Source organism: Tenacibaculum aestuarii (genome assembly GCF_964510395.1).
GTDB lineage: Bacteria > Bacteroidota > Bacteroidia > Flavobacteriales > Flavobacteriaceae > Polaribacter > Polaribacter aestuarii.
Map to the genome: position 1 here is coordinate 1,431,815 of NZ_CAZEFY010000003.1, position 20,815 is coordinate 1,452,629.

Consider the following 20,815-nt stretch of genomic DNA (forward strand, 5'->3'; position numbering starts at 1 on the left):
AAAATTAAAAAGAATGTTTAGAACCAACCTCTATGATTTACTTGATATGTTTCAATAAAATCATCATCTGCTTTTGTTAAATAAATGATTCCTTCAATAAAAGGAATAATTCCAGCAAACCCACAAGTTATGAAAGTAGCAATAATTTGTATGATACCTTCTTTAGTATACCCTAATACAAATTTGTGTATTCCAATTGATCCAATTACAATAGCTAAGATACCTGCTAACACACGCTTACTTTCTTGATTAGGAACAGTATTCCCGTTTTCATCAATTACATTCATTTTTTTAATTTTTTATTTATTAGACGGTGCTAAATTTATAAAAAAGCTTCGTCTTTTGGCTCCCATAACTCAATTTTATTTCCATCTAAATCTATAATCCAACCGAATTTTCCATAATCATACTCTTCTATCTTATCCATTACCTTAACTCCCTTTTCCTTAAGATCATCTAATAATTCAACTAAATTTTCTACCCGATAGTTAAGCATAAAATCTTTTTTAGATGGCTCAAAATAGTTCGTGTCTTTTGCAAACGGACTCCATTGTGTAGATGCTTTTTTGTCTTCATTATCTTTCCACCAAAACGTACAACCCCAATCATCTGTATTAAACCCTAAGTTATTTTTATACCAATCTTTTGTTGCTTTCGGGTCTTCTGTTTTAAAGAAAACACCTCCTACGCCGGTTACTTTACCTTTTTTCTTCATTTTATTTCTTTTTTACAGCTGATTCATAAGTAGAAATCCATTCATCAACAGATATTTTAGTACACAGTTCAGCAATTAATTCATACGGAATGTCATCCATTTTTTTAAAACGTATACAACTTTTACCCATGTCTAATTTTCGTTTCGCATGTTTTGTATATTCAGCTACAAACCAATCATGCAACTCATTATTTGCATAGATTCCACTATGGTATAAATTCACTGAATTCTTCTGCGAAGCTAAATTCATAAAGGGCAACGGAAGCTTAGGGTCACAATGATACCCGTCCGGATATATTGAATGAGGAACATAATACACAATCATATTATAATTGATTCCTTCTTCAAAACCTCCAGGTAAATTTTCCTTAATTATATTTCGTAGTTTTTGTAAAACTTCTTGACGTTCTTCAGGAATTTGAGAAATATATTCTTCTACTGTAGATGCTTCATATTTCATATTACATGAATTTAAAGCTACAAGTTAACAAAGTTTTCTTTAATTTTATCAACTATCGTTTGTGCTAGTTTTTCCTTGCTTTCTATAGTCCAACCTGCTACATGAGGAGAAAGCAACACATTTTCAGCATTGATTAAATATTTAAAAGCTTTTGGCATTTCTTGGTCTGTAAATAGATTTTCGAAAGATTTTTTCTCATATTCCAATACATCCAATCCTGCACCTAATACTTTTCCTGATTTTAAGGCCTCAACCAAGTCTTTTGTTACTACAGATTTTCCTCTCGCTGTATTTAACAACCAAAAAGGGTTAGAAAAATTAGCTATGAATTCCGCATCAATCATATTTGTTGTTAATGCTGTTTGCGGAGTATGTAAACTTAGAACATTTGCTCTTTTTTGTAATTCTTCTAAAGAAACTTGCTTACAGTTTTCATCTCCTATATTGGGTTTAATATCATAACAAAGCACTTCTACCTCAAAACCTCTAAGCTTTTTAGCAAAAGCCTTACCCATATTACCATAACCAATAATTCCTACGGTTTTTCCGTCTAACTCAATTCCCCTGTTTTCTTCTCGTAACCATTTACCTTCGCGAACTTCTTTATCCGCCTTGTTCAACTTATTAAAAAGCGAAAGCAACATTCCTAAAGCATGTTCTCCCACTGCATTTCTATTACCTTCTGGGGCAGAAATAAGCACTATTCCCTTTTCTTCAGCATATTCACAATCGATATTTTCTAAACCAGCACCTACTCGTCCAATAAACTTCAAGTTTGTTGCTTTGTCTAAAAACTGCTTATCAATTGTAAAACGACTACGAATTATAATTCCATCGTACTCATGAATTTTTGCTTCAATTTCTGATTTAGTAGAAGTATAATCCTCGTGATTTTCAAAACCTAACTCTTGAAGTTGTTTCAATAGTAAAGGATGGTTTGTATCTAAATGAAGTATTTTCATTAAAATAGATTTGTTGGATTTTTAGATCTTTAGATTTTTGGATAGTTCAATGGCTGGATCTAGACTAATTTTGAATTGAATTTAGACATCATTTTCACTATGCTAATTAGAGTTTCTGTATGTTCCTCTAAATCATTTGAAGAAATAAAACCCAAATCATAACTAAGTAATAATTGAGTTTCAACCTCATAGCATGAACCTAATGCAATTACCAAAAATCTAGAAAAATCTTTATTGGATGTTCTTGAGCAACCTTCTGCTATATTTGAAGGAATTGACACAGAAGCTCTTCTTAATTGAGATACTAATCCATACTTTTCATCTTCAGGAAATTTTGATGTGAGCAAATAAATATCTCTACAAAAAGACCTACTCACTTTCCAAAATTTAAAATCCTTGTATCTGTGCATATCTTAACTTCTAGAAATTGAATAATCCAACTATCTAAAAATCCAATAATCTAAATTAATATTGTTCGTTTTCGTTTGGAAAGTCCTTGCTTTTTACATCAGCTATGAATTGTTCAAAAGCATTTGTCATTTCTGTATGTAGATCTAAATATCTACGTAAAAAACGTGGATTAAATTCGTGAGTCATACCTAACATATCATGCATAACCAATACTTGACCATCTACTCCACCACCGGCTCCAATTCCTATTACAGGAATCGTTAATGCTTCTGCTACTTTTTGAGCCAATTTAGCTGGCACTTTTTCAAGTACTATTGCAAAACATCCTAATCTTTCTAACATTAAAGCATCTTGCATTAACTTCTCTGCTTCTTCCTCTTCTTTTGCTCTTACTGTATAAGTACCGAATTTGTATATAGACTGTGGAGTTAATCCTAAATGCCCCATTACTGGAATTCCTGCATTTAAAATTCTTTTAATTGAATCTTTTATTTCTTTTCCACCTTCTAATTTAATCGAATGCGCTCCACTTTCTTTCATAATTCTAATAGCAGAACGTAATGCTTCTTTAGGGTCAGATTGATAGCTACCAAAAGGTAAATCAACCACAACCAAACAACGGTCAATTCCTCTTACTACAGAACTTGCATGGTAAATCATTTGATCTAAAGTAATAGGTAATGTAGTTTCATGACCTGCCATTACATTTGATGCAGAATCACCTACCAAAATCACATCAATTCCTGCTCCATCAACAATTTTTGCCATGGTATAATCGTATGCCGTAAGCATCGATATTTTTTCTCCGTTGGCTTTCATCTCAACAAGAGATTTTGTAGTAATTCTTTTATATTGTTTTTTTGCTACTGACATTTCTTTTGTTTTATAGATTGTAAAAATACACAATTATTCACTGGTTTTATTTATTACATTTTTATAACCTGCTTAATCCTCTTTTTTTAATGCCGTTAATCTTCTGTTAATTAAATTTTAGCCCTTTATTTTTTTAATAGCTTTACCTAACTAAATCAAACTAAAATGCAAAAGATATTCACTTTACTTATTGTTTTTGTAATTTCTACTGTTGTAAATGCTCAAGAAGATCTTCAAGAGAAAGCCATAAAAAACACCGTTGAAACCTTTTTTGAAGGCCTGCATAAAGGTGATAGTACAATCGTAAGTTCTACTTTACACCCAACAATTACTATTCAAACTACATTTACCAATAAAGAGGGAAAAAATGTATTAGTTACCGAAAGTAAAAACAAGTTATTAACTAGTATTGCTAATAAAAAACCTGAACATACTTATTTAGAAAAGTTACTATCATGGGATATAAAAATTGATGGAAATTTAGCTTCTGTATGGACTCCTTATGAATTTTATTTAAACAATAATTTTAGTCACTGCGGAGCAAATTCATTTCAACTTTTTAACAACAATGGGAAATGGGAAATTATTTATTTAGTTGATATGAGGCGTAGAGGTGATTGTGAAGCTAATAAACAATAAACACATGAAAAAACTCAGTTTACTTTTCTTACTTTTTTCTTGTTTCAGTTTTGCTCAAGAATCTAAATTGTTTCATCCAGAATTGTTTAATGGTTTACCAAACGTCAGAGATTTTTCAATGAGTAAAAATCAAGATGAATTTTACTTTACTGTTGAAAGCTACTTGAAAGAATATTCGTTTATAGCTTATTCAAAAAAAGTAAGTGGTAAATGGCAAAAACCTGAAATTGCCAGTTTTTCTGGGCAATATAAAGATTTAGAGCCTTTCCTTTCTCCTAACGGATTACAACTCTTTTTTGCTTCTAACAGAAAAGACAACTCCACTGATGAAATAAAAAATGACATGGATATATGGTATGTTACTAGAAATTCTTTGGAAGATGCATGGTCAGAACCTATAAATATAGGAACTACTGTAAACACAAATGCCGATGAATTTTATCCTTCAGTAACCGAAAAAGGTGATTTATTTTTCACTGCAGAATACAAAGACAATACCACAGGAAAAGAGGATATTTATGTAAGTAGATTAGTGAATGGAGTATACACAAAACCAACTCCACTAAGTTCAGGAGTGAATTCAGATAAATATGAATTTAATGCCTTTGTTGCACCTGATGAAAGTTTTATAATTTTCACCTCTTACGGTAGAAAAGATGATTTAGGCAGAGGTGATTTGTACATCAGTAAAAAAGGAACCAATAACGAATGGTTACCTGCTACTCATTTAACAAGTATTAACTCTAATAAACTAGACTACTGTCCGTTTGTCGATTTACAAACGAACACATTGTATTTTACTTCTAGTACTTCTTCTATTCCTAAAGTGCTTCCTGAAAAATTGACTTTGTCAGAATTTAAAGAGTATTTAAATACTAGCCCTAATGGATTGAGTAGAATTTATGTTAGCCCGTTCATTAAAAAATAACCTATCTTTGAAAAAATGAACCAATCGAATCCTTCAAATATTTTATTTCCTGATAAATGGGTAGACAACTATGCTGATTATTTATTTAATTATGCTATAGCTCGTGTAAACAACTCTAATGTAGCCAAAGATTTGGTGCAGGAAACCTTTTTTGCAGGTTTAAAATCTGCTAAAAATTTTGAAGGGAAATCTAGTGAAAGAACCTGGTTGATTTCCATTTTAAAAAGAAAAATTATTGATTATTATCGAAAAATAAATTCTAAAAAGGGACAAGCTGAAATTAGAATGAACTTTTATGATAGTGGTGATAATAAAGGAAATTGGATTGAAGAACGCGTTCCTCAATCATGGAATAATGAAGCTGAAAAGAACATTGAAAATGAAGAACTGAAAAATCAGCTAGATAAATGTATTGATAGCCTTCCTGAAAAATATGCAATGGTTTTTAAAATGAAAACTATTCAACAGTTTGAAACAGAGGATATTTGTAAGGAACTAAATATTACTCCGTCAAACCTATGGGTAATGATACATAGAGCAAGAACACAACTAAGAAACTGTATGGAGCAAAACTGGTTTAATAAGTAAAAAAGATGTTTAAATTTTTTAAAATTACATGTGATGAAGCCACTACTATTTGTGATAAAAGCCAATATGGTGAAGCCTCAATATATGAAAGAATGCAGCTTAGTTGGCATTTACTAGTTTGTAAAATTTGTATTTTATACTCTAAACAAAACAGAAAAATGTCTGATATTTTAAAATTAAAATCAGAAGATTGTAAAAAAAATAACCCTTGTTTCTCTAAGAAAGAAAAAGAGGCTTTAAAAGAACAATTAAATAACTTTAATTAACAAGTTTGGTTTTTATAACCAATTTTTGATTTTTTGTTAGATTGAAACGGAATTTATTATAGTGATAAATTCCGTTTTTTTAATTTTGCCACAGAAAAAATAATCACATGCACTTTTTACCAGAAAAACTAGATAATTATGTTGTTGAGCATTCTCAAGCTGAACCTAAACTACTACAAGAATTAAGTAGAGAAACTTGGCAAAAGGTATTAAATCCGCGTATGTTAAGTGGTGCTTTTCAAGGTAGGGTTTTATCAATGATTTCTAAATTAGTACAACCAACAACTATTTTAGAGATTGGTACCTACACAGGATATTCTGCTTTATGTTTAGCTGAAGGACTTTCAAAAAATGGAATGATTCATACGATTGATAAAAATGAGGAATTGGAAGAATTGCAACACAAATATTTTCAAAAATCGGAATACAAAGACCAAATAACTCAATATGTTGGAAACGCCATAGATATTATTCCTACAATTGATCCTAAGTTTGATTTGGTATTTATTGATGCCGATAAATCTAATTATGTAAACTATTTTCATTTGATTATCGAAAAAATGAACAAAGGAGGTATCATTTTATCTGATAATGTGCTTTGGAGCGGTAAAGTAATTGAGGAGCTAGACCCTAAAGATATAGACACAAAAATACTTCTTGAATATAATAGACTCTTAAATGAAGACAGTCGCTTAGAAACAGTTTTATTGCCTATACGCGACGGATTAACAATTAGTAGAATTATTTAAAACAAAAAGGTAAATCATATGATTTACCTTTTTGTTTTTATGAAATGATGAAATTAAAATTTAATTACATGTTAATCTTTCTGCAATAAATAGTTCTTTTTTGTAATCTTCAACAAAAGCGTCTATTTGCCATTCTTCAGTTCCTGGAACACATATAATATGCGCCATATCATTTTCTGAAGCTAACTGATATTTTTTACATAAAATATCTGAAGGTTTATCTAACACAACAGTTAACGCTTCGTTATTTCTCCATGCATTAACGCCTATCTCTTTTAGCTTTTGTTCGGTATAAGCAGCCAATTCTTGTGATTTTTTTGTTCTTGAAATTAACCCTTCTTTTCCGTGCTTTTCTATAAAAGCCCATAATAATAAAGGTGTTAATCCATTTCTTGATCCTGTAATTGTAGTATCTAAAGTTCCTACATACGAAACTGAGTTTACAATTCTATCTCTATGTTTTCTTTTTGCTAAAACTATTCCACAAGGTATTGGTCCTCCAATGAATTTATGTCCAGATATAGAAATACTATCAATTCCTTCAGCAAAGTCAAATTTTGGTTTTGGTTCAACAAAAGGAGCTATATATCCTAAAAATGCCGCATCACAATGAATATAATAATCTTTAATAGCGTATTTTTTAATAATTGTTTTAATTCTATCTAAATCATCAACAGCTTCTGTCATCGTAGTCCCAATATTTAAAAAGAAAACTGCTGGTTTATCTCTGTGTAATGTTATAAGATTCTCCAAATCTTCATAATCCATTTCCCCGTTATCTTGACTTCTAACAACGATATTCTTTAAGTTTAATAAGTGTAAATTCTTTTTAACACTATAGTGTGTAGATTCACTATAATAAACTACCGGATTATTAAAACTCTCACGTGCTAAATACAGACCATATAGATTTCCTTCAGTTCCTCCATTCGTTACATAACCCCATACATCTTTGGTTGAAGATGATAATATATCAGCAAAAAAACTAACTACTTCTCGCTCTATATCTTTTGTATCAATAGATAATGTAGAAGGAGATTCTGGATCACCTACATTGTTAATACATACATTTAAAAAAGGTGCGAATTCACTATAATTGAAATCCTTTGCTAAAGGATACCCAAGAAAGTTAGCTGAAGCATCACTAATTCTGTCATAAATGTCTTTTATTCTACTCATAACTACCTATTTTTAAATATTAATAAATTACTTAACAAATATATTCTTAAAGTATAAAAATCTGCAATAAAAGCATGAATAAAGAAAAAACACCTATTTTTAACCTTTAAAAAGATTAAATTTCTTTTTAAATTCTGAAAATCATTTTAAAACAGAAAAACATACCATGCATCAACTAGATAATGTAGATAAAAAGCTATTAGAAGAATTGCAAAAAGACTGTAAGCAATCTATAAAACAACTAGCCAACAAAGTAAACCTGTCTATAACACCTACTCATGAGCGTGTAAAAAAGATGGAGGCTAACGGAATTATAGATAAATACGTGGCTTTAGTAAACTTAGAAACTATTGATAAGAGTTTAATTGTTTATTGTCAAGTTACTTTAGTTAAGCATCAAGAAAGTGCTTTTAAAGAATTTGAAGAGTACATGTCTAAAATAGATGAAATAGTTGAGGTGTCTTATATAGCTGGTGTGTATGACTTCTTGTTAAAAGTCGTTTTAAAAGATATGAATGAATATCAGGATTTTGTGCTAAAAAAACTATCACAGTTAGAAGTAATATCAAACATTCAAAGCTCGTTTGTAATGAAGCAAGTTAAAAACACTACAAAAATAAAATTGACATAATTCTTACGAACTATGTCAATTTTATTGATTTAACGGCTTCTTTTTATAGGACCTGTAAAATCATCAATATTATCTTTTACTTCGTTAATTTCACTGTTTATGTCTTTAACAAAGTCTGTATCTATACCTTGATTTTTTGCACTTTCATTAATCTCTCGTTTAATGTCGTTTGTTGCATCTTTAATTTGACGCATTCCCTTTCCTAGCCCTCTTGCTATTTCAGGAATTTTATCAGCCCCAAATAACATAACTACGATTAATAAGATTACAAAAATCTCTGGTCCTCCAATAAATAAAAATATTCCATTCATCACTGCAAAGATAGTTAAATTCAATGTCCTATACTTTATTGAATAAAAAAAAGCAACCAAATTTGGTTGCTTTTTTATTTTATATAAAATGCATTAGTCTGCAAGAATAATCACTTTATTATCTTTCATTTCAAGAGTTCCTGATTTAATTTTTAAAGTTAATACTTTATCATCTTCTGGTAATCTTTCAATGTTTGCATGTAAATCATCAAAAACTAAATGAGTTTGAGTGTGTACATGTACTTTTATTCTTCCTTCAGTTAAAATAGACACCACTGGTGCGTGATTATTTAACATCTGAAATTCTCCATTTACACCTGGTACTACTACAGAATCAACTTCTGATGAAAACAAGATAGCTTCTGGTGTTACAATTTCTAAATACATATTTTAATGCTTTAGGGCTTTAAGCTATTGCTTAAGGCAATTAATTACGCTTCGGCTAACATTTTCTCTCCAGCATCGATTGCTTCTTGAATCGATCCTTTTAAGTTGAATGCTGCTTCAGGATACTTATCTAATTCACCATCCATGATCATGTTGAATCCTTTGATAGTATCTTTAATATCTACTAATACCCCTGGAATTCCTGTAAACTGCTCTGCTACGTGGAATGGTTGAGATAAGAAACGTTGTACACGACGCGCTCTGTGAACTACTAATTTATCTTCTTCAGATAATTCTTCCATACCTAAAATCGCGATAATATCTTGTAATTCTTTATAACGTTGTAAAATTTCTTTTACTCTTTGTGCACAGTTATAGTGCTCATCTCCTAAAATATCAGCAGTTAAAATTCTTGATGTAGAATCTAATGGATCTACCGCTGGGTAAATACCTAACTCGGCAATTTTACGAGATAATACTGTAGTAGCATCTAAGTGAGCAAACGTTGTTGCTGGTGCTGGATCCGTTAAATCATCCGCAGGTACATAAACCGCTTGTACAGATGTAATAGATCCTTTCTTAGTAGAAGTAATACGCTCTTGCATTGCTCCCATCTCTGTTGCTAATGTTGGTTGGTATCCTACCGCAGATGGCATACGACCTAATAATGCCGATACCTCAGAACCTGCTTGTGTAAAACGGAAGATATTATCAACGAAGAATAACACGTCTTTTCCTTGTGCTTCACCAGCTCCATCACGGAAATACTCAGCTATTGTTAATCCAGATAAAGCTACACGAGCACGTGCTCCTGGTGGCTCATTCATCTGACCGAATACGAAAGTAGCTTTAGAATCTCTCATTCCAGCTTTATCAACTTTAGACAAATCCCATCCTCCATCTTCCATAGAGTGCATGAAATCATCACCATACTTGATAATTCCTGATTCTAACATCTCACGTAATAAATCGTTTCCTTCACGAGTTCTTTCACCTACACCTGCGAATACAGATAAACCTCCGTGTCCTTTTGCGATGTTGTTAATTAACTCCTGAATTAATACTGTTTTTCCTACTCCTGCACCTCCAAACAATCCAATTTTACCTCCTTTTGCATAAGGTTCAATTAAATCAATTACTTTAATTCCTGTAAATAATACTTCGGTAGAAGTTGATAATTCTTCAAATTTTGGTGCTTGACGGTGAATTGGCAAACCAGCTTCACCTTCTTTAGGTAAATTCCCTAATCCATCAATTGCATCACCTGTTACATTAAATAAACGACCGTAGATATCACTTCCTATTGGCATTTGAATTGGGTTACCTGTAGCAATTACTTCTTGCCCTCTTTGTAAACCATCAGTTGCATCCATAGAAATAGTACGAACTGTATCTTCACCAATATGTTGTTGAACTTCTAAAACTAAAGTTGAACCGTCTGCTTTTTTAATTTCTAATGAATCATAAATCTTTGGTAATTCAGCATTTTCTGTATTAAACTCAACATCGATTACTGGACCAATAATTTGAGAAACTTTACCTGTTATTGTAGACATTACTATATGTAATTAAAGTTATATTATTTACTATATGAGTTTTAACTCATTTTTTCAAGGTGCAAAGGTAATTTTTTTAGTGGAATTTAAAAAACCTTTCGGAGTATTTTTCTATAAAAAAAAAGCCTCACTAATGTGAGGCCTTTATTGATGTTATAATTGTAATTAAATTACTTTACTAATTTAATCTCAACACGTCTGTTTTCAGCTCTACCAGCTCTAGTTTTGTTATCAGCGATTGGATAATCTTCACCAAAACCTGCAGAAGTTAATCTATCAGCAGAAATTCCACCTTTAGCAACTAAATAATCTAAAACAGCCTTAGCTCTTCTTTCAGATAATTTTTGGTTACTAGCGCTAGGACCTTGGCTATCTGTATGTCCTTGAACACTAAAGTTAGCTTTAGGGTACTCCTTCATAATTCCAGCGATTAAATCTAATTTACCAGTAACTCCAGTTCTAAAAGTAGATTTTCCTGAGTTAAAGTAGATAGCTCTTGCAAACTCGTTTAATTGCTTAACAGCCTCTTCTTTGATTACTACTTCTGGACATCCGTTGTTAGATGCTACACCAGCTTCGTTTGGACACTTATCGTCTTTGTCTAATACTCCGTCTCCATCAGTATCTGGCCAAGGACATCCGTTGTTTTCAGCTGGACCAGCAGTGTTAGGACACTTATCTTTTCCATCTACAACACCGTCTCCGTCAGCATCAGGACATCCGTTGTTAGCTTTAGTTCCTTTTTCAGTTGGACAAGCATCATCTTTATCAGCGATACCATCTCCATCTGCATCAGGACACCCGTTTAAAGCAGCTAAACCAGCTACTTCTGGACATGCATCGTCAGAATCTTTGATTCCGTCTCCGTCTGTATCAGGACATCCGTTGAATTCTTTTAAACCAGCAACTTCTGGACATGCATCATCTTTGTCATAGATACCATCTCCATCAGTATCTTTTCCTCCAAATCTGAACACTAAACCAGCAGAGTGTTGGAAGTGGTTCATTACCTTGTCAGCAAATTCTTGCTTATATCCTGACTGGAAGTTTAAACCTAAGTTATCATTAAACCAAGTATTAAACCCTAAACCTCCATTTAACATTCCTTCTCCTTCATCGTCTACTGAAGTATAACCCCCACCTACATAGATATATGGATCAAACCATCCAGTTTCTCCAAATAAGTTATTTAAGTCATACTTAACGTTAGCATCTACCGACCAATAAAGCATATCAAAATCATCTTTTGAATAAACAGTCTTGATTTTATTCAATGATCCTGCTAACTGTAATGTAAAACCATCATTTAAGTATCTATCAACAGTTACTCTTGAAATTGAAGGTAAGATATTCCAGTCACTTGTACCAACATAGTCATTGGCTACATCACTAAAATCTGTAGGCACTTTAAAGTCAACAACGTTAACTCCAAAACCAACTGCCCAAGGATTGTTCGAATCCTGTGCGCTAACGTTTACAGCAGCAAACGCAAATAAAGCCATCACAGCTAATTTTAATTGTTTCATTATTAAAAATTTAAATTAAAAGTTCGTTTATATATTCGCAAATGTAAGTTGTTAAAACTTATTTACAAAAACAAATCTACAAAAACTTACAACAAATGCAAGTTTTTGAACGACTAATTTATATCACTTTCAGTTCTTTCCCAACCTTGATAAATGCGTTTATTGCCTTATCTAAGTGCTCTTTTTCATGAGCTGCTGATAACTGTACTCGAATTCTTGCTTGTTCTTTTGGCACTACTGGATAAAAGAATCCGATTACATATATACCTTCTTCTAATAACTTATTTGCCATTACTTGCGACAACTTAGCATCGTATAACATTACAGGTACAATAGCAGCATCAGCTCCCACTAAATCAAAACCTGCTTTTTCCATTTCTGTACGGAAATAATTCGTATTCCACTCTAACTTGTCTCTTAACGATGTATCATTTGATAACAAATCAAACACTTTTAAAGAAGCTCCAACAATAGCTGGTGCTAATGAGTTTGAGAATAAATACGGACGAGAACGTTGGCGTAAAATTTCAATAATTTCTTTTTTACCCGTTGTATATCCTCCCATGGCACCTCCAAGAGCTTTTCCTAAAGTTCCGGTAACGATATCAACACGATCCATTACATTTTTAAGTTCTACTGTACCTCTACCAGTTTTTCCTATAAATCCTGCTGCATGACATTCATCTACCATAACCATTGCATCGTACTTATCAGCTAAATCACAAATCTCATCTAACTTCGCTACGATTCCGTCCATAGAGAAGACTCCATCAGTTACAATAATTTTAAAGCGGTGACCTTTCTTATTCGCTTCAATTAATTGCTCTTCTAATGAAGCCATATCATTATTATTATAACGGTAACGAGCTGCTTTACACAAACGCACTCCGTCAATAATAGATGCATGGTTTAAACTATCAGAAATAATAGCGTCTTCACTTGTTAATAATGGTTCGAAAACACCACCATTCGCATCAAAAGCTGCTGCGTATAATATAGTGTCTTCCGTAGTATAAAAATCTGCAATCTTTTTTTCTAATTGCTTATGAATATCTTGCGTACCACAAATGAAACGTACAGACGACATTCCAAAACCATGAGTATCCATAACATCTTTTGCTGCTTGAATTACTTCTGGATTATTCGACAACCCTAGGTAATTATTTGCACAAAAGTTAATTACCTCTTCTCCCGTAGAGATTTTAATAACCGCATCTTGCGACGAAGTAATAATGCGCTCTGATTTATATAATCCAGCATCTTTAATATCCTGAATTTCTTGTTGTAATTGTTCTTTAATTTTTCCGTACATAATTTATGTTTGAAAGTTGTTTGCTATAAAAGGTCAAAGTTAGGTTTTAAACTTCTTCAACCAAAATTTCTTCATCAATATATATGAGGAGTTTCTTCTGAACTTTAAAATTCATCGTTTGTAATACTCTCGCGTACCTTAATAATTGTTGATGATATACTTTGGAAGGCTTCCCTGTTTTATAATCGATAATTACTACTTCATTATCTTGATTAAACACCAATCGGTCTGGAATTACAATTTGACCATCAACATCTACAATTTCGCGTTCATTGAATACAGTTACCTCATCCGAAAAATAATCTTGTAACAATGGATGATTTGTAATTTGTTGAATCTTTTTAGTTATTTCTTCTGTTTTTTCTTTCGGAAGAATTCCTTGCTGTTCATATCGAAGTACTACTTCATTAATATCCTCTTTAGTGGTTACTTCCGCCATCATTTCATGGATTAAATTACCAAACTCAATAGCTTTTCCTTGTTCGGTGTCCCATAATTTAGAAGCACTAGCCAACATTTGAATATTGTGTTCTTGCCAAGGAGTAGAAATAAACGTTTCTTGAATTTCAGTTTCGCTATTCTGTTTTTTAGATTCACTTACTCTTTCAGGAGCACCAATAGTATATTCTAGCTGGTCATCACTCCATAAATTTTGAGCTTTTAAATAATTAATAAAAACCCCTGAGTAAAAATTCGTATTCTCTTCTCCTTTCGAAGAAATTTTCTTTTCGGTTATAACATGTAACTGTTCTACCGCTCTTGTTAGTGCAACATATAACAAGTTAAAATTATCTAACTCTAACTCCTCTCGCTGCTGCTGATAAATCTCCGAACCGCGGTCGTTTACATAGTTCAAATCTTTATTAAAAGGAACTAATAATTCCTTAAATCCATCAAAATTATCGGGCAACTCATCTAACCAAACTTTCGGGTTGACTTGTCGATACACATCTAAATCATAGGGAAAAATTACCACCGGGAATTCCAATCCTTTTGATTTGTGTATCGTCATCACTTGCACCGCATTTCCGCTCTCTGGAGCCACTATACTCAGCTTATCTTTTTTATCTGACCAAAAATCTAAAAACTCTTGAATACTCGTTCCTCTTCGCTGTTGTTCTAATACTACATCTAAGAAAAATTGCACATAGGCATCAGAAGAAGTAATCAGTTGGAAACCTCGAATAATTTCTTCTACCTTTTCATAAAAAGGTAGCTGATGAAAAGTTGATAATTCAAAAGAAGTTCCGTAGTTTTTTAACTGTTGAAAAAAGGTTTCGTTAGGTTGACTAATCGACTCGGCAATAAACGAATGTTTATCTTCTGTAACTTTTAAATGCTCTTGTAAAAAATAGAGCATTTCTAAGCATGTTTCTTTATCATTCGGATGTTGAATTACCTGTAAAACATCCATGATAAACTTTACTTTAGAACTATTTTCTAACAATAAGGTTTCTGAAGAAATGATATCAACTCCATTTTCTGACAAGTAATTTGCCACAGCAATTCCATCTTTCTTTTTTCGAACCAGAATACAAATTTCATTTAGCAAAAACTCTTTTTCTAATCTTTTGACAAGCTCTAGAACTTTCTTCGGATATTTTATCTGTTCATCTTCTTTATCTTCTTCCTTTTCTAAAAAAGTCAGCGATACACAACCTCCTTTTTTAGAGTTTTCTAACTGCTTATTTCCATCAATAAACAATTGTTTGTAGGATTCATTTTGCAAGAAATTTGCTGTATGTTGAAAAAACTGATTGTTAAAATTTATTACCTCAGCATAACTCCTAAAATTAGTTTCTAAAGTTTTTACTTCTTTCGAAATATGAAATGGATTGTCTTTCTCTGATCCCAAGCCTATAAACTGTTCCGATTTTCCTCCTCGCCAGCGATAAATAGCCTGTTTACCATCACCCACCAACAACAAATTACTGTTTTCTTGTGCCAGCGCATTATCAATCAGCGGAATTAAATTTTGCCATTGTAAAGTGGAAGTATCTTGCATTTCATCAATAAAATAATGCATGAATCGTTGCCCAATACGTTCGTAAATAAATGGCGCTGGTTGATCTTTAATATTATCAGAAATCAACTGATTGAACTCTGCGTTTAGCCGTAAGTTATTTTCTTCTTTTAAATGTGAAAGTTCTTGATTAATATTGTTTAAAACCGCCAGTGGAATGATGCTTTTTAACGCCAAATTATTCATCAAAAATTGCTGATACAATTTTTCCGACTCCATATACAGTTGAAGTAACTCCGGCAAAATTCCTTCGATAGCAGCTTTTATATCCTCTGACTTTGACTTGGCATAAAAATTTTTTTCTTCAATTCGTTCTCGAAGAGCACTTTCGTCAAAAAACTTCGCTTTTTCAGGATTTTGAGATAACGCTAAAAAATGATTAGGCAGCATTGAACGATAAAAATCATTATGCGCCAACTGCATACTTTCAATCATTTTTAATGCCTTCTCCCCAATTTCTTTCCAACGTTTTTTTATCTCTTTTTGATGTTTAGACAACTTCGCTTTTAAATTGGTAAAATCAGCGAGTTGTTTATCGGCTAATTTTCTAAAATGTTTCGTATCATCTTCATTCAGCAATATTTTTGAAAACTCATTTAGCTCACGAGAAATATCCCACGATTTATCGTCATCAGCTTTATCTAATGAAAAATCAATCAATAACTTTGTTAACGCTTCATCGGTTCCAATTTTTGAAATGAGTACATCTACTGCTTCATTCAACAATGAAGCCGCATCCATCTCAACTTCAAAGTTAAGTGGCAGCCCCAAATCGTATGCGAAACTCTTGATGATTTTATGCGTAAAACTATCAATTGTAGTGATTGAAAACGCGGCATAATTCCGAAGAATTTCATCTAATATTTTTTTGCTTCGCTCTTTAACAACAGTTCTGTCAAGCGAAGTTTCCTTCAAAATTACCTCTAACAAATCGTTATTTTCTCCTTCTGAAAAAACTTCTAAGTTTTGCAACACACGCTCTTTCATTTCACCGGCAGCTTTGTTGGTGAATGTAATTGCCAATATTTTTTGAAAACGGAAAATATCTTCAGATTGCAGTAAAACTTTTAGATACTCTTTTACTAAAGTGAATGTTTTACCGCTACCTGCCGAAGCGTTATATACCTGAAAATTTGATGGATTTTGCAACAAAATGAAAATATAATTGAGCTAGCAATTTAACCAAAAAAAAGATTCCCGCTTTCGCAGGAATCACAATTTTATACTTATTAAAATAGTTTACACTCTAGCCAAGACCAACATCTAACGACATCATAACAATGAATCCACCGATGAAACCGAGTGTAGCAATATCTGTATATTTATCTCGTTGAGTTTCAGGAATTACCTCTTCTACTACTACAAAAATCATTGCTCCTGCAGCAAACGCTAAAGCATATGGTAAAATTGGCGTAAAAAATGATACCGCTATCGCACCTAAAACAGCTGCCATTGGCTCTACAATTGCCGACATTTGACCATACCAAAAACTTTTAAAACGACTTACTCCTTGTCTACGAAGCGGCATTGCCACTGCAAATCCTTCTGGAAAATTTTGTATTCCTATACCGATTGCCAATGAAATTGCTGCAATTATCATTTCAGTTTGCTCTACTCCTACCATTGTTGATGCTGCTCCAAACAAAACTCCTACTGCTAATCCTTCCGGGATGTTATGTAAGGTTATTGCTAAAACTAACAAAGTTGTTTTATGCCAGCTCGTCTTAACACCTTCAACTTCATGCTCTTTAAAATTAATATGTAAGTGTGGTAATAATTTATCCATTCCGAATAATGCTAAAGCCCCTAAAGCGAATCCAATTGCTGATGGAATTACTTTTACGAACCCTTCCCCTGGACTATTATCAATTGCTGGCGATAACAAACTCCAAAAACTCGCTGCAACCATTACCCCTCCTGTAAACCCTAGCATTCCATCTAAAACTGCTCGGTTCATCTTTTTGAAAAAGAACACTAAACTAGCTCCTAAAGCTGTTAATCCCCAGGTAAAAAGCGACGCATATAATGCTGCTTGAATTGGGTGTTCCTTACCAAATTCTACTAATTGATTAAATAAATCCATCTATAATACTATCTCTTGTTAGTTGTTTAACGTGATTTTTGAATATATAAGTTACTTGCTATTTTATTTGAAACAGACAGTGTTTTTCCATCCATTTCTATAACCAGAGAACCATCAAAAGGTTCTTTTTCTATCACCTTTATTTGTTTTCCCAAAGCAACTCCTTGTTTATCTAAAAAGCGCAGAAATTCTGAAGAACTGTCATCAACTCCTACACAAACTCCTATTTCATTTTCCTTCAACGTTGATAATAAACTTTTTTCTATTACCTGTAAGTTACCTTCTTTATCTGGAATAGGATCTCCGTGTGGATCTCTCTTAGGATACTCTAAAAAAGCATCTAGCTCATTGATTAATTTCGGAGACTTAATATGCTCAAGCTGTTCTGCCACCTCATGTACCTCATCCCAAGAAAAATTTAATTTATCTACTAAAAAAACTTCCCATAATCGATGCTTACGAACAATATTAGCTGCTGTTTTTTTTCCAAAATCAGTCAAGGTTACTCCTTGATATTTTTTATAAGTCACAACATCTTTTTCAGATAGTTTCTTAATCATATCTGTTACCGATGACGCTTTAGTATCTAACTTTTTTGCTATAGCATTTGTACTGATTCCTTTTTTAAAATCAGCTTCTAAATGATAGATCGTTTTTATATAGTTTTCTTCAGATTGACTAAACATCATATTCTTTTTTAGATGCACAAATATATAAATTTTAGTTTAATCAAATATATTTTTAGACTAACCTAAAAATATATTTATATTTGCATGAAATTTATTTAGAAACCACTATAACAAACTATTTTCAAGATGAAAAATCTAGTTGCTTTTACAATTCTATTACTAGCTAATATTGCTATCGGACAAACTATTAAAGGAAAAGTTAGCACATCATCAGGCGATATAGTACCATTTGCTAGTGTATTTATAAAAGGAACTGAAAAAGGAACAACTACTGATGAATATGGAAACTACGAGTTAAAAACCACAAAGCGTAAATTTGTTTTGGTTGCATCTTCCGTAGGTTTTTTACCTGAAAGAAAAACAGTAACCTTAAACTCTTCCGAAGAAAAAACAGTTAATTTTATATTGACTGAAACTGCAGAAATTTTAGACCAAGTAACCATTACGGGAACACGCACAGATAAACGTAGAACGAATAGCCCTGTGATTGTAAATGTTATCAATAGTCAAACATTAGCAGATGTACAGGCATGTAATTTATCTGAAGGATTGAAATTTCAAACAGGTTTACGTGTAGAAACCGACTGTCAAACTTGCAACTACACACAACTTCGTATGAATGGTTTAGCTGGCGGATATTCACAAATATTAATTAATGGTCGTCCTATTTTTAGTCCTCTAACTGGTTTATACGGATTGGAGCAAGTACCTACCAACATGATTGAGCGCATCGAGGTAGTTCGCGGTGGAGGTTCCGCTTTATATGGTTCAAGTGCGATTGGAGGAACAGTAAACGTTATTACCAAAATTCCAAAAAAGAACAATTATAGTATGGGGTATACTTATCAGAACGTAAAAGGAGTTTCTGACCATATTATTACTGGAAATGCAACCATAATTAATGAAGACAGAAATGCAGGTGCTTCATTTTTTATCAACAACCGAAGAAGAGCCATGTATGATGCTAATGGTGATAACTTTTCTGAACTTCCTGAGTTAAAGAACAACTCATTTGGAACAAACCTATTCTTCCTTCCAACTGAAAACCAAAAAATAGAAGTCAACTTCAGTAAAATGAATGAGTATCGTTATGGTGGAGAAATGATTGATAATGCTCCGCATTTTGCAATGCAATCTGAAGAACGTGTACACGATGTGTATGTAGGAAATGTTGATTATCAAATTAATTTTAACGATGATAAAAGTTCAATCATCACCTATTTTGCTACACAATATACCGGAAGAGAACATTATACAGGTATTCGTCCAGATATTGGCACTACTGAAGACACAGCACATTTAGCAAATCCCCCGTATGGAAATTCAACCACAACCACCTTTCAAGGAGGACTACAATTCAACCATAAATTAGAAGAATTTCTTGGAGGTAACAACGTACTTACACTAGGAAGTGAATTTGTACAAGACGATGTTTTTGATGTTATTGATGCATACCAGTACAAAGTAGATCAACTTACTAAAAACTACGGATTCTTTTTTCAAAGTGATTGGGAAATTTCAGATAAGTGGAACTTATTATCAGGAATACGATACGACAACCATACGTTAAACACACTTAAAACAGATGGTACTCAAAAAAACATTACTAACAATGTTGCGAGTCCGAGAGTATCATTATTATTCAAACCATTTGAAAACACTCAAATCAGAGGAACTTGGGGTACTGGTTTTAGGGCTCCGCAAGCTTTTGACACCGATTTACACATTGCTTTTGCTGGTGGAGGAGTATCACGAGTTGTATTAGCTGATGATTTAAAAAGAGAACGTTCTAATAGTTATACCCTTTCCTTTAATTACGACAAACCTACAGAACATTATATATATGGTTTTACCATTGAGAGTTTTTACACCAATTTAAATGATGCTTTTTATTTAGAAGCTACAGATAAAGATGATTTTGGGGAAATTTTTGAAAAAAGAAATGGAGATGGAGCTGTTGTGCAAGGAATTACTTTAGAAACCCGTTTAAATTATGATGGAATTTTACAGTTAGACGCAGGGTTCACGTATCAATCTAGTAAATTTGATACAGCTGTTGATAATTTTCACAATCTATCACCTAAAAGAGAGTTTTTACGAACACCCACAACTTACGGGTACGCTACAGCTACCTATACCCCTAATCAAAAATTTAAAACTGCTTTAAATTTAGTATACACAGGACAAATGGATGTTTTACACATTATACCTAATCCTGATTTCAACCCTCCAACAGATAACAATGAAAATATTGGTGAATATTTTAGCTCACCTTCATTTTTTAACTTAGGTGTTAACACTAGTTATACTTTTAATGTAGAAAAACTTAACACTAATATAGAGCTTAATCTAGGCATTAAGAACATTTTAGACGATTATCAAAGTGTATTTGATACAGGAAAAGACAGGGATAGCAACTTTATTTTTGGTCCAGCCACCCCAAGAACCTTCGTTTTTGGTGTAAAGTTTACGAGTAATTAACATTCACGTAACATATAGCTATTTGATTAACATTAAATCAACATTC

General features: G+C 32.5%; 22 protein-coding genes. 7 read left to right on the plus strand and 15 right to left on the minus strand.

Annotated features, from left to right (window positions below):
* Window positions 1-17: 17 nt before the first annotated feature.
* From ACKTSU_RS12950 to panB, 6 genes are read right to left on the minus strand one after another with little or no spacing between them, the layout of a single operon-like run.
* A complete protein-coding gene (locus ACKTSU_RS12950; protein ID WP_408036843.1) occupies window positions 18-287 on the minus strand; it encodes a TM2 domain-containing protein in 270 nt (89 codons plus the stop codon).
* Window positions 288-322: 35 nt separating this feature from the next.
* Window positions 323-715: a VOC family protein gene (locus ACKTSU_RS12955; protein ID WP_408036844.1), complete on the minus strand. Its 393-nt coding sequence runs from the start codon at window positions 713-715 to the stop codon at window positions 323-325.
* Window position 716: 1 nt separating this feature from the next.
* The gene (locus ACKTSU_RS12960; protein ID WP_408036845.1) at window positions 717-1,175 is read right to left on the minus strand and encodes a DUF1801 domain-containing protein; all 459 of its coding nucleotides are present in this window, start codon (window positions 1,173-1,175) and stop codon (window positions 717-719) included.
* A 17-nt stretch (window positions 1,176-1,192) separates the two neighbouring features.
* Entirely contained in the window at window positions 1,193-2,137 is a 945-nt protein-coding gene (locus ACKTSU_RS12965) for a 2-hydroxyacid dehydrogenase (RefSeq protein ID WP_408036847.1), read from the minus strand.
* A gap of 59 nt (window positions 2,138-2,196) precedes the next feature.
* Entirely contained in the window at window positions 2,197-2,547 is a 351-nt protein-coding gene (locus ACKTSU_RS12970) for a four helix bundle protein (protein ID WP_408036849.1), read from the minus strand.
* 55 nt (window positions 2,548-2,602) lie between these two features.
* Window positions 2,603-3,421 (minus strand): 3-methyl-2-oxobutanoate hydroxymethyltransferase, encoded by an 819-nt coding sequence (gene panB, locus ACKTSU_RS12975; protein ID WP_028892153.1) that lies wholly within the window; start codon window positions 3,419-3,421, stop codon window positions 2,603-2,605.
* Window positions 3,422-3,586: 165 nt separating this feature from the next.
* Between panB and ACKTSU_RS12980 the strand changes: the two genes are divergently transcribed.
* From ACKTSU_RS12980 to ACKTSU_RS13000, 5 genes are all read left to right on the plus strand, one after another.
* A complete protein-coding gene (locus tag ACKTSU_RS12980; protein ID WP_408036850.1) occupies window positions 3,587-4,060 on the plus strand; it encodes a nuclear transport factor 2 family protein in 474 nt (157 codons plus the stop codon).
* A gap of 4 nt (window positions 4,061-4,064) precedes the next feature.
* Window positions 4,065-4,988 carry a TolB family protein gene (locus ACKTSU_RS12985; protein WP_408036851.1) on the plus strand — a complete coding sequence of 308 codons (924 nt, stop codon included), beginning with the start codon at window positions 4,065-4,067 and terminating at the stop codon, window positions 4,986-4,988.
* A gap of 15 nt (window positions 4,989-5,003) precedes the next feature.
* Window positions 5,004-5,576 carry a sigma-70 family RNA polymerase sigma factor gene (locus ACKTSU_RS12990; RefSeq protein WP_408036852.1) on the plus strand — a complete coding sequence of 191 codons (573 nt, stop codon included), beginning with the start codon at window positions 5,004-5,006 and terminating at the stop codon, window positions 5,574-5,576.
* A 5-nt stretch (window positions 5,577-5,581) separates the two neighbouring features.
* Complete coding sequence (locus ACKTSU_RS12995) at window positions 5,582-5,842, plus strand: hypothetical protein (protein ID WP_408036853.1); 261 nt, start codon at window positions 5,582-5,584, stop codon at window positions 5,840-5,842.
* 107 nt (window positions 5,843-5,949) lie between these two features.
* A complete protein-coding gene (locus ACKTSU_RS13000) occupies window positions 5,950-6,591 on the plus strand; it encodes an O-methyltransferase (protein WP_408036854.1) in 642 nt (213 codons plus the stop codon).
* A gap of 60 nt (window positions 6,592-6,651) precedes the next feature.
* On the opposite strand, the gene ACKTSU_RS13005 is transcribed toward ACKTSU_RS13000, so the two are convergent.
* A complete protein-coding gene (locus ACKTSU_RS13005) occupies window positions 6,652-7,770 on the minus strand; it encodes a histidine decarboxylase (protein ID WP_408036855.1) in 1,119 nt (372 codons plus the stop codon).
* 166 nt (window positions 7,771-7,936) lie between these two features.
* On the opposite strand from ACKTSU_RS13005, the gene ACKTSU_RS13010 reads away from it, so the two are divergent.
* Complete coding sequence (locus ACKTSU_RS13010; protein WP_408036856.1) at window positions 7,937-8,401, plus strand: Lrp/AsnC family transcriptional regulator; 465 nt, start codon at window positions 7,937-7,939, stop codon at window positions 8,399-8,401.
* Between the two features lie 29 nt (window positions 8,402-8,430).
* Here ACKTSU_RS13010 and ACKTSU_RS13015 read toward each other — a convergent pair whose 3' ends face one another.
* The 8 genes from ACKTSU_RS13015 to ACKTSU_RS13050 all read right to left on the minus strand — a co-directional run bounded on the left by ACKTSU_RS13015 (window position 8,431) and on the right by ACKTSU_RS13050 (window position 18,285).
* Window positions 8,431-8,712, minus strand: coding sequence for a Sec-independent protein translocase subunit TatA/TatB (locus tag ACKTSU_RS13015; RefSeq protein WP_408036858.1), 282 nt, complete (start codon window positions 8,710-8,712; stop codon window positions 8,431-8,433).
* A gap of 93 nt (window positions 8,713-8,805) precedes the next feature.
* Window positions 8,806-9,099 (minus strand): FoF1 ATP synthase subunit delta/epsilon, encoded by a 294-nt coding sequence (locus ACKTSU_RS13020; protein ID WP_408036860.1) that lies wholly within the window; start codon window positions 9,097-9,099, stop codon window positions 8,806-8,808.
* A gap of 44 nt (window positions 9,100-9,143) precedes the next feature.
* Window positions 9,144-10,655, minus strand: a complete 1,512-nt coding sequence (atpD, locus tag ACKTSU_RS13025) for a F0F1 ATP synthase subunit beta (protein ID WP_028892143.1) — start codon at window positions 10,653-10,655, stop codon at window positions 9,144-9,146.
* A gap of 170 nt (window positions 10,656-10,825) precedes the next feature.
* On the minus strand, window positions 10,826-12,181 hold the full coding sequence (locus ACKTSU_RS13030) for an OmpA family protein (RefSeq protein ID WP_408036862.1): 1,356 nt from the start codon (window positions 12,179-12,181) through the stop codon (window positions 10,826-10,828).
* A gap of 118 nt (window positions 12,182-12,299) precedes the next feature.
* Entirely contained in the window at window positions 12,300-13,493 is a 1,194-nt protein-coding gene (gene kbl / locus ACKTSU_RS13035; protein WP_299003354.1) for a glycine C-acetyltransferase, read from the minus strand.
* 46 nt (window positions 13,494-13,539) lie between these two features.
* Window positions 13,540-16,665, minus strand: a complete 3,126-nt coding sequence (locus ACKTSU_RS13040; protein WP_408036864.1) for a UvrD-helicase domain-containing protein — start codon at window positions 16,663-16,665, stop codon at window positions 13,540-13,542.
* A gap of 97 nt (window positions 16,666-16,762) precedes the next feature.
* Window positions 16,763-17,599, minus strand: coding sequence for a ZIP family metal transporter (locus ACKTSU_RS13045; protein WP_408036866.1), 837 nt, complete (start codon window positions 17,597-17,599; stop codon window positions 16,763-16,765).
* A 26-nt stretch (window positions 17,600-17,625) separates the two neighbouring features.
* Complete coding sequence (locus ACKTSU_RS13050; protein ID WP_408036868.1) at window positions 17,626-18,285, minus strand: metal-dependent transcriptional regulator; 660 nt, start codon at window positions 18,283-18,285, stop codon at window positions 17,626-17,628.
* 129 nt (window positions 18,286-18,414) lie between these two features.
* Here ACKTSU_RS13050 and ACKTSU_RS13055 point away from each other — a divergent pair, with 129 nt between their 5' ends.
* Window positions 18,415-20,769, plus strand: a complete 2,355-nt coding sequence (locus tag ACKTSU_RS13055) for a TonB-dependent receptor (protein ID WP_408036869.1) — start codon at window positions 18,415-18,417, stop codon at window positions 20,767-20,769.
* The last annotated feature ends 46 nt before the right edge of the window (window positions 20,770-20,815 follow it).

Coding starts and splice junctions, on each gene's coding strand:
- atpD (WP_028892143.1), bottom strand. CDS start 10,655: ATGTCTACAATAACAGGTAAAGTTTCTCAAATTATTGGTCCAGTAATC.
- ACKTSU_RS13020 (WP_408036860.1), bottom strand. CDS start 9,099: ATGTATTTAGAAATTGTAACACCAGAAGCTATCTTGTTTTCATCAGAA.
- ACKTSU_RS12990 (WP_408036852.1), top strand. CDS start 5,004: ATGAACCAATCGAATCCTTCAAATATTTTATTTCCTGATAAATGGGTA.
- ACKTSU_RS13030 (WP_408036862.1), bottom strand. CDS start 12,181: ATGAAACAATTAAAATTAGCTGTGATGGCTTTATTTGCGTTTGCTGCT.
- ACKTSU_RS13050 (WP_408036868.1), bottom strand. CDS start 18,285: ATGTTTAGTCAATCTGAAGAAAACTATATAAAAACGATCTATCATTTA.
- ACKTSU_RS12985 (WP_408036851.1), top strand. CDS start 4,065: ATGAAAAAACTCAGTTTACTTTTCTTACTTTTTTCTTGTTTCAGTTTT.
- ACKTSU_RS13045 (WP_408036866.1), bottom strand. CDS start 17,599: ATGGATTTATTTAATCAATTAGTAGAATTTGGTAAGGAACACCCAATT.
- ACKTSU_RS12955 (WP_408036844.1), bottom strand. CDS start 715: ATGAAGAAAAAAGGTAAAGTAACCGGCGTAGGAGGTGTTTTCTTTAAA.
- ACKTSU_RS12965 (WP_408036847.1), bottom strand. CDS start 2,137: ATGAAAATACTTCATTTAGATACAAACCATCCTTTACTATTGAAACAA.
- ACKTSU_RS13000 (WP_408036854.1), top strand. CDS start 5,950: ATGCACTTTTTACCAGAAAAACTAGATAATTATGTTGTTGAGCATTCT.
- ACKTSU_RS13005 (WP_408036855.1), bottom strand. CDS start 7,770: ATGAGTAGAATAAAAGACATTTATGACAGAATTAGTGATGCTTCAGCT.
- kbl (WP_299003354.1), bottom strand. CDS start 13,493: ATGTACGGAAAAATTAAAGAACAATTACAACAAGAAATTCAGGATATT.
- panB (WP_028892153.1), bottom strand. CDS start 3,421: ATGTCAGTAGCAAAAAAACAATATAAAAGAATTACTACAAAATCTCTT.
- ACKTSU_RS12970 (WP_408036849.1), bottom strand. CDS start 2,547: ATGCACAGATACAAGGATTTTAAATTTTGGAAAGTGAGTAGGTCTTTT.
- ACKTSU_RS13055 (WP_408036869.1), top strand. CDS start 18,415: ATGAAAAATCTAGTTGCTTTTACAATTCTATTACTAGCTAATATTGCT.
- ACKTSU_RS12960 (WP_408036845.1), bottom strand. CDS start 1,175: ATGAAATATGAAGCATCTACAGTAGAAGAATATATTTCTCAAATTCCT.
- ACKTSU_RS13015 (WP_408036858.1), bottom strand. CDS start 8,712: ATGAATGGAATATTTTTATTTATTGGAGGACCAGAGATTTTTGTAATC.
- ACKTSU_RS13010 (WP_408036856.1), top strand. CDS start 7,937: ATGCATCAACTAGATAATGTAGATAAAAAGCTATTAGAAGAATTGCAA.
- ACKTSU_RS12980 (WP_408036850.1), top strand. CDS start 3,587: ATGCAAAAGATATTCACTTTACTTATTGTTTTTGTAATTTCTACTGTT.
- ACKTSU_RS12995 (WP_408036853.1), top strand. CDS start 5,582: ATGTTTAAATTTTTTAAAATTACATGTGATGAAGCCACTACTATTTGT.
- ACKTSU_RS12950 (WP_408036843.1), bottom strand. CDS start 287: ATGAATGTAATTGATGAAAACGGGAATACTGTTCCTAATCAAGAAAGT.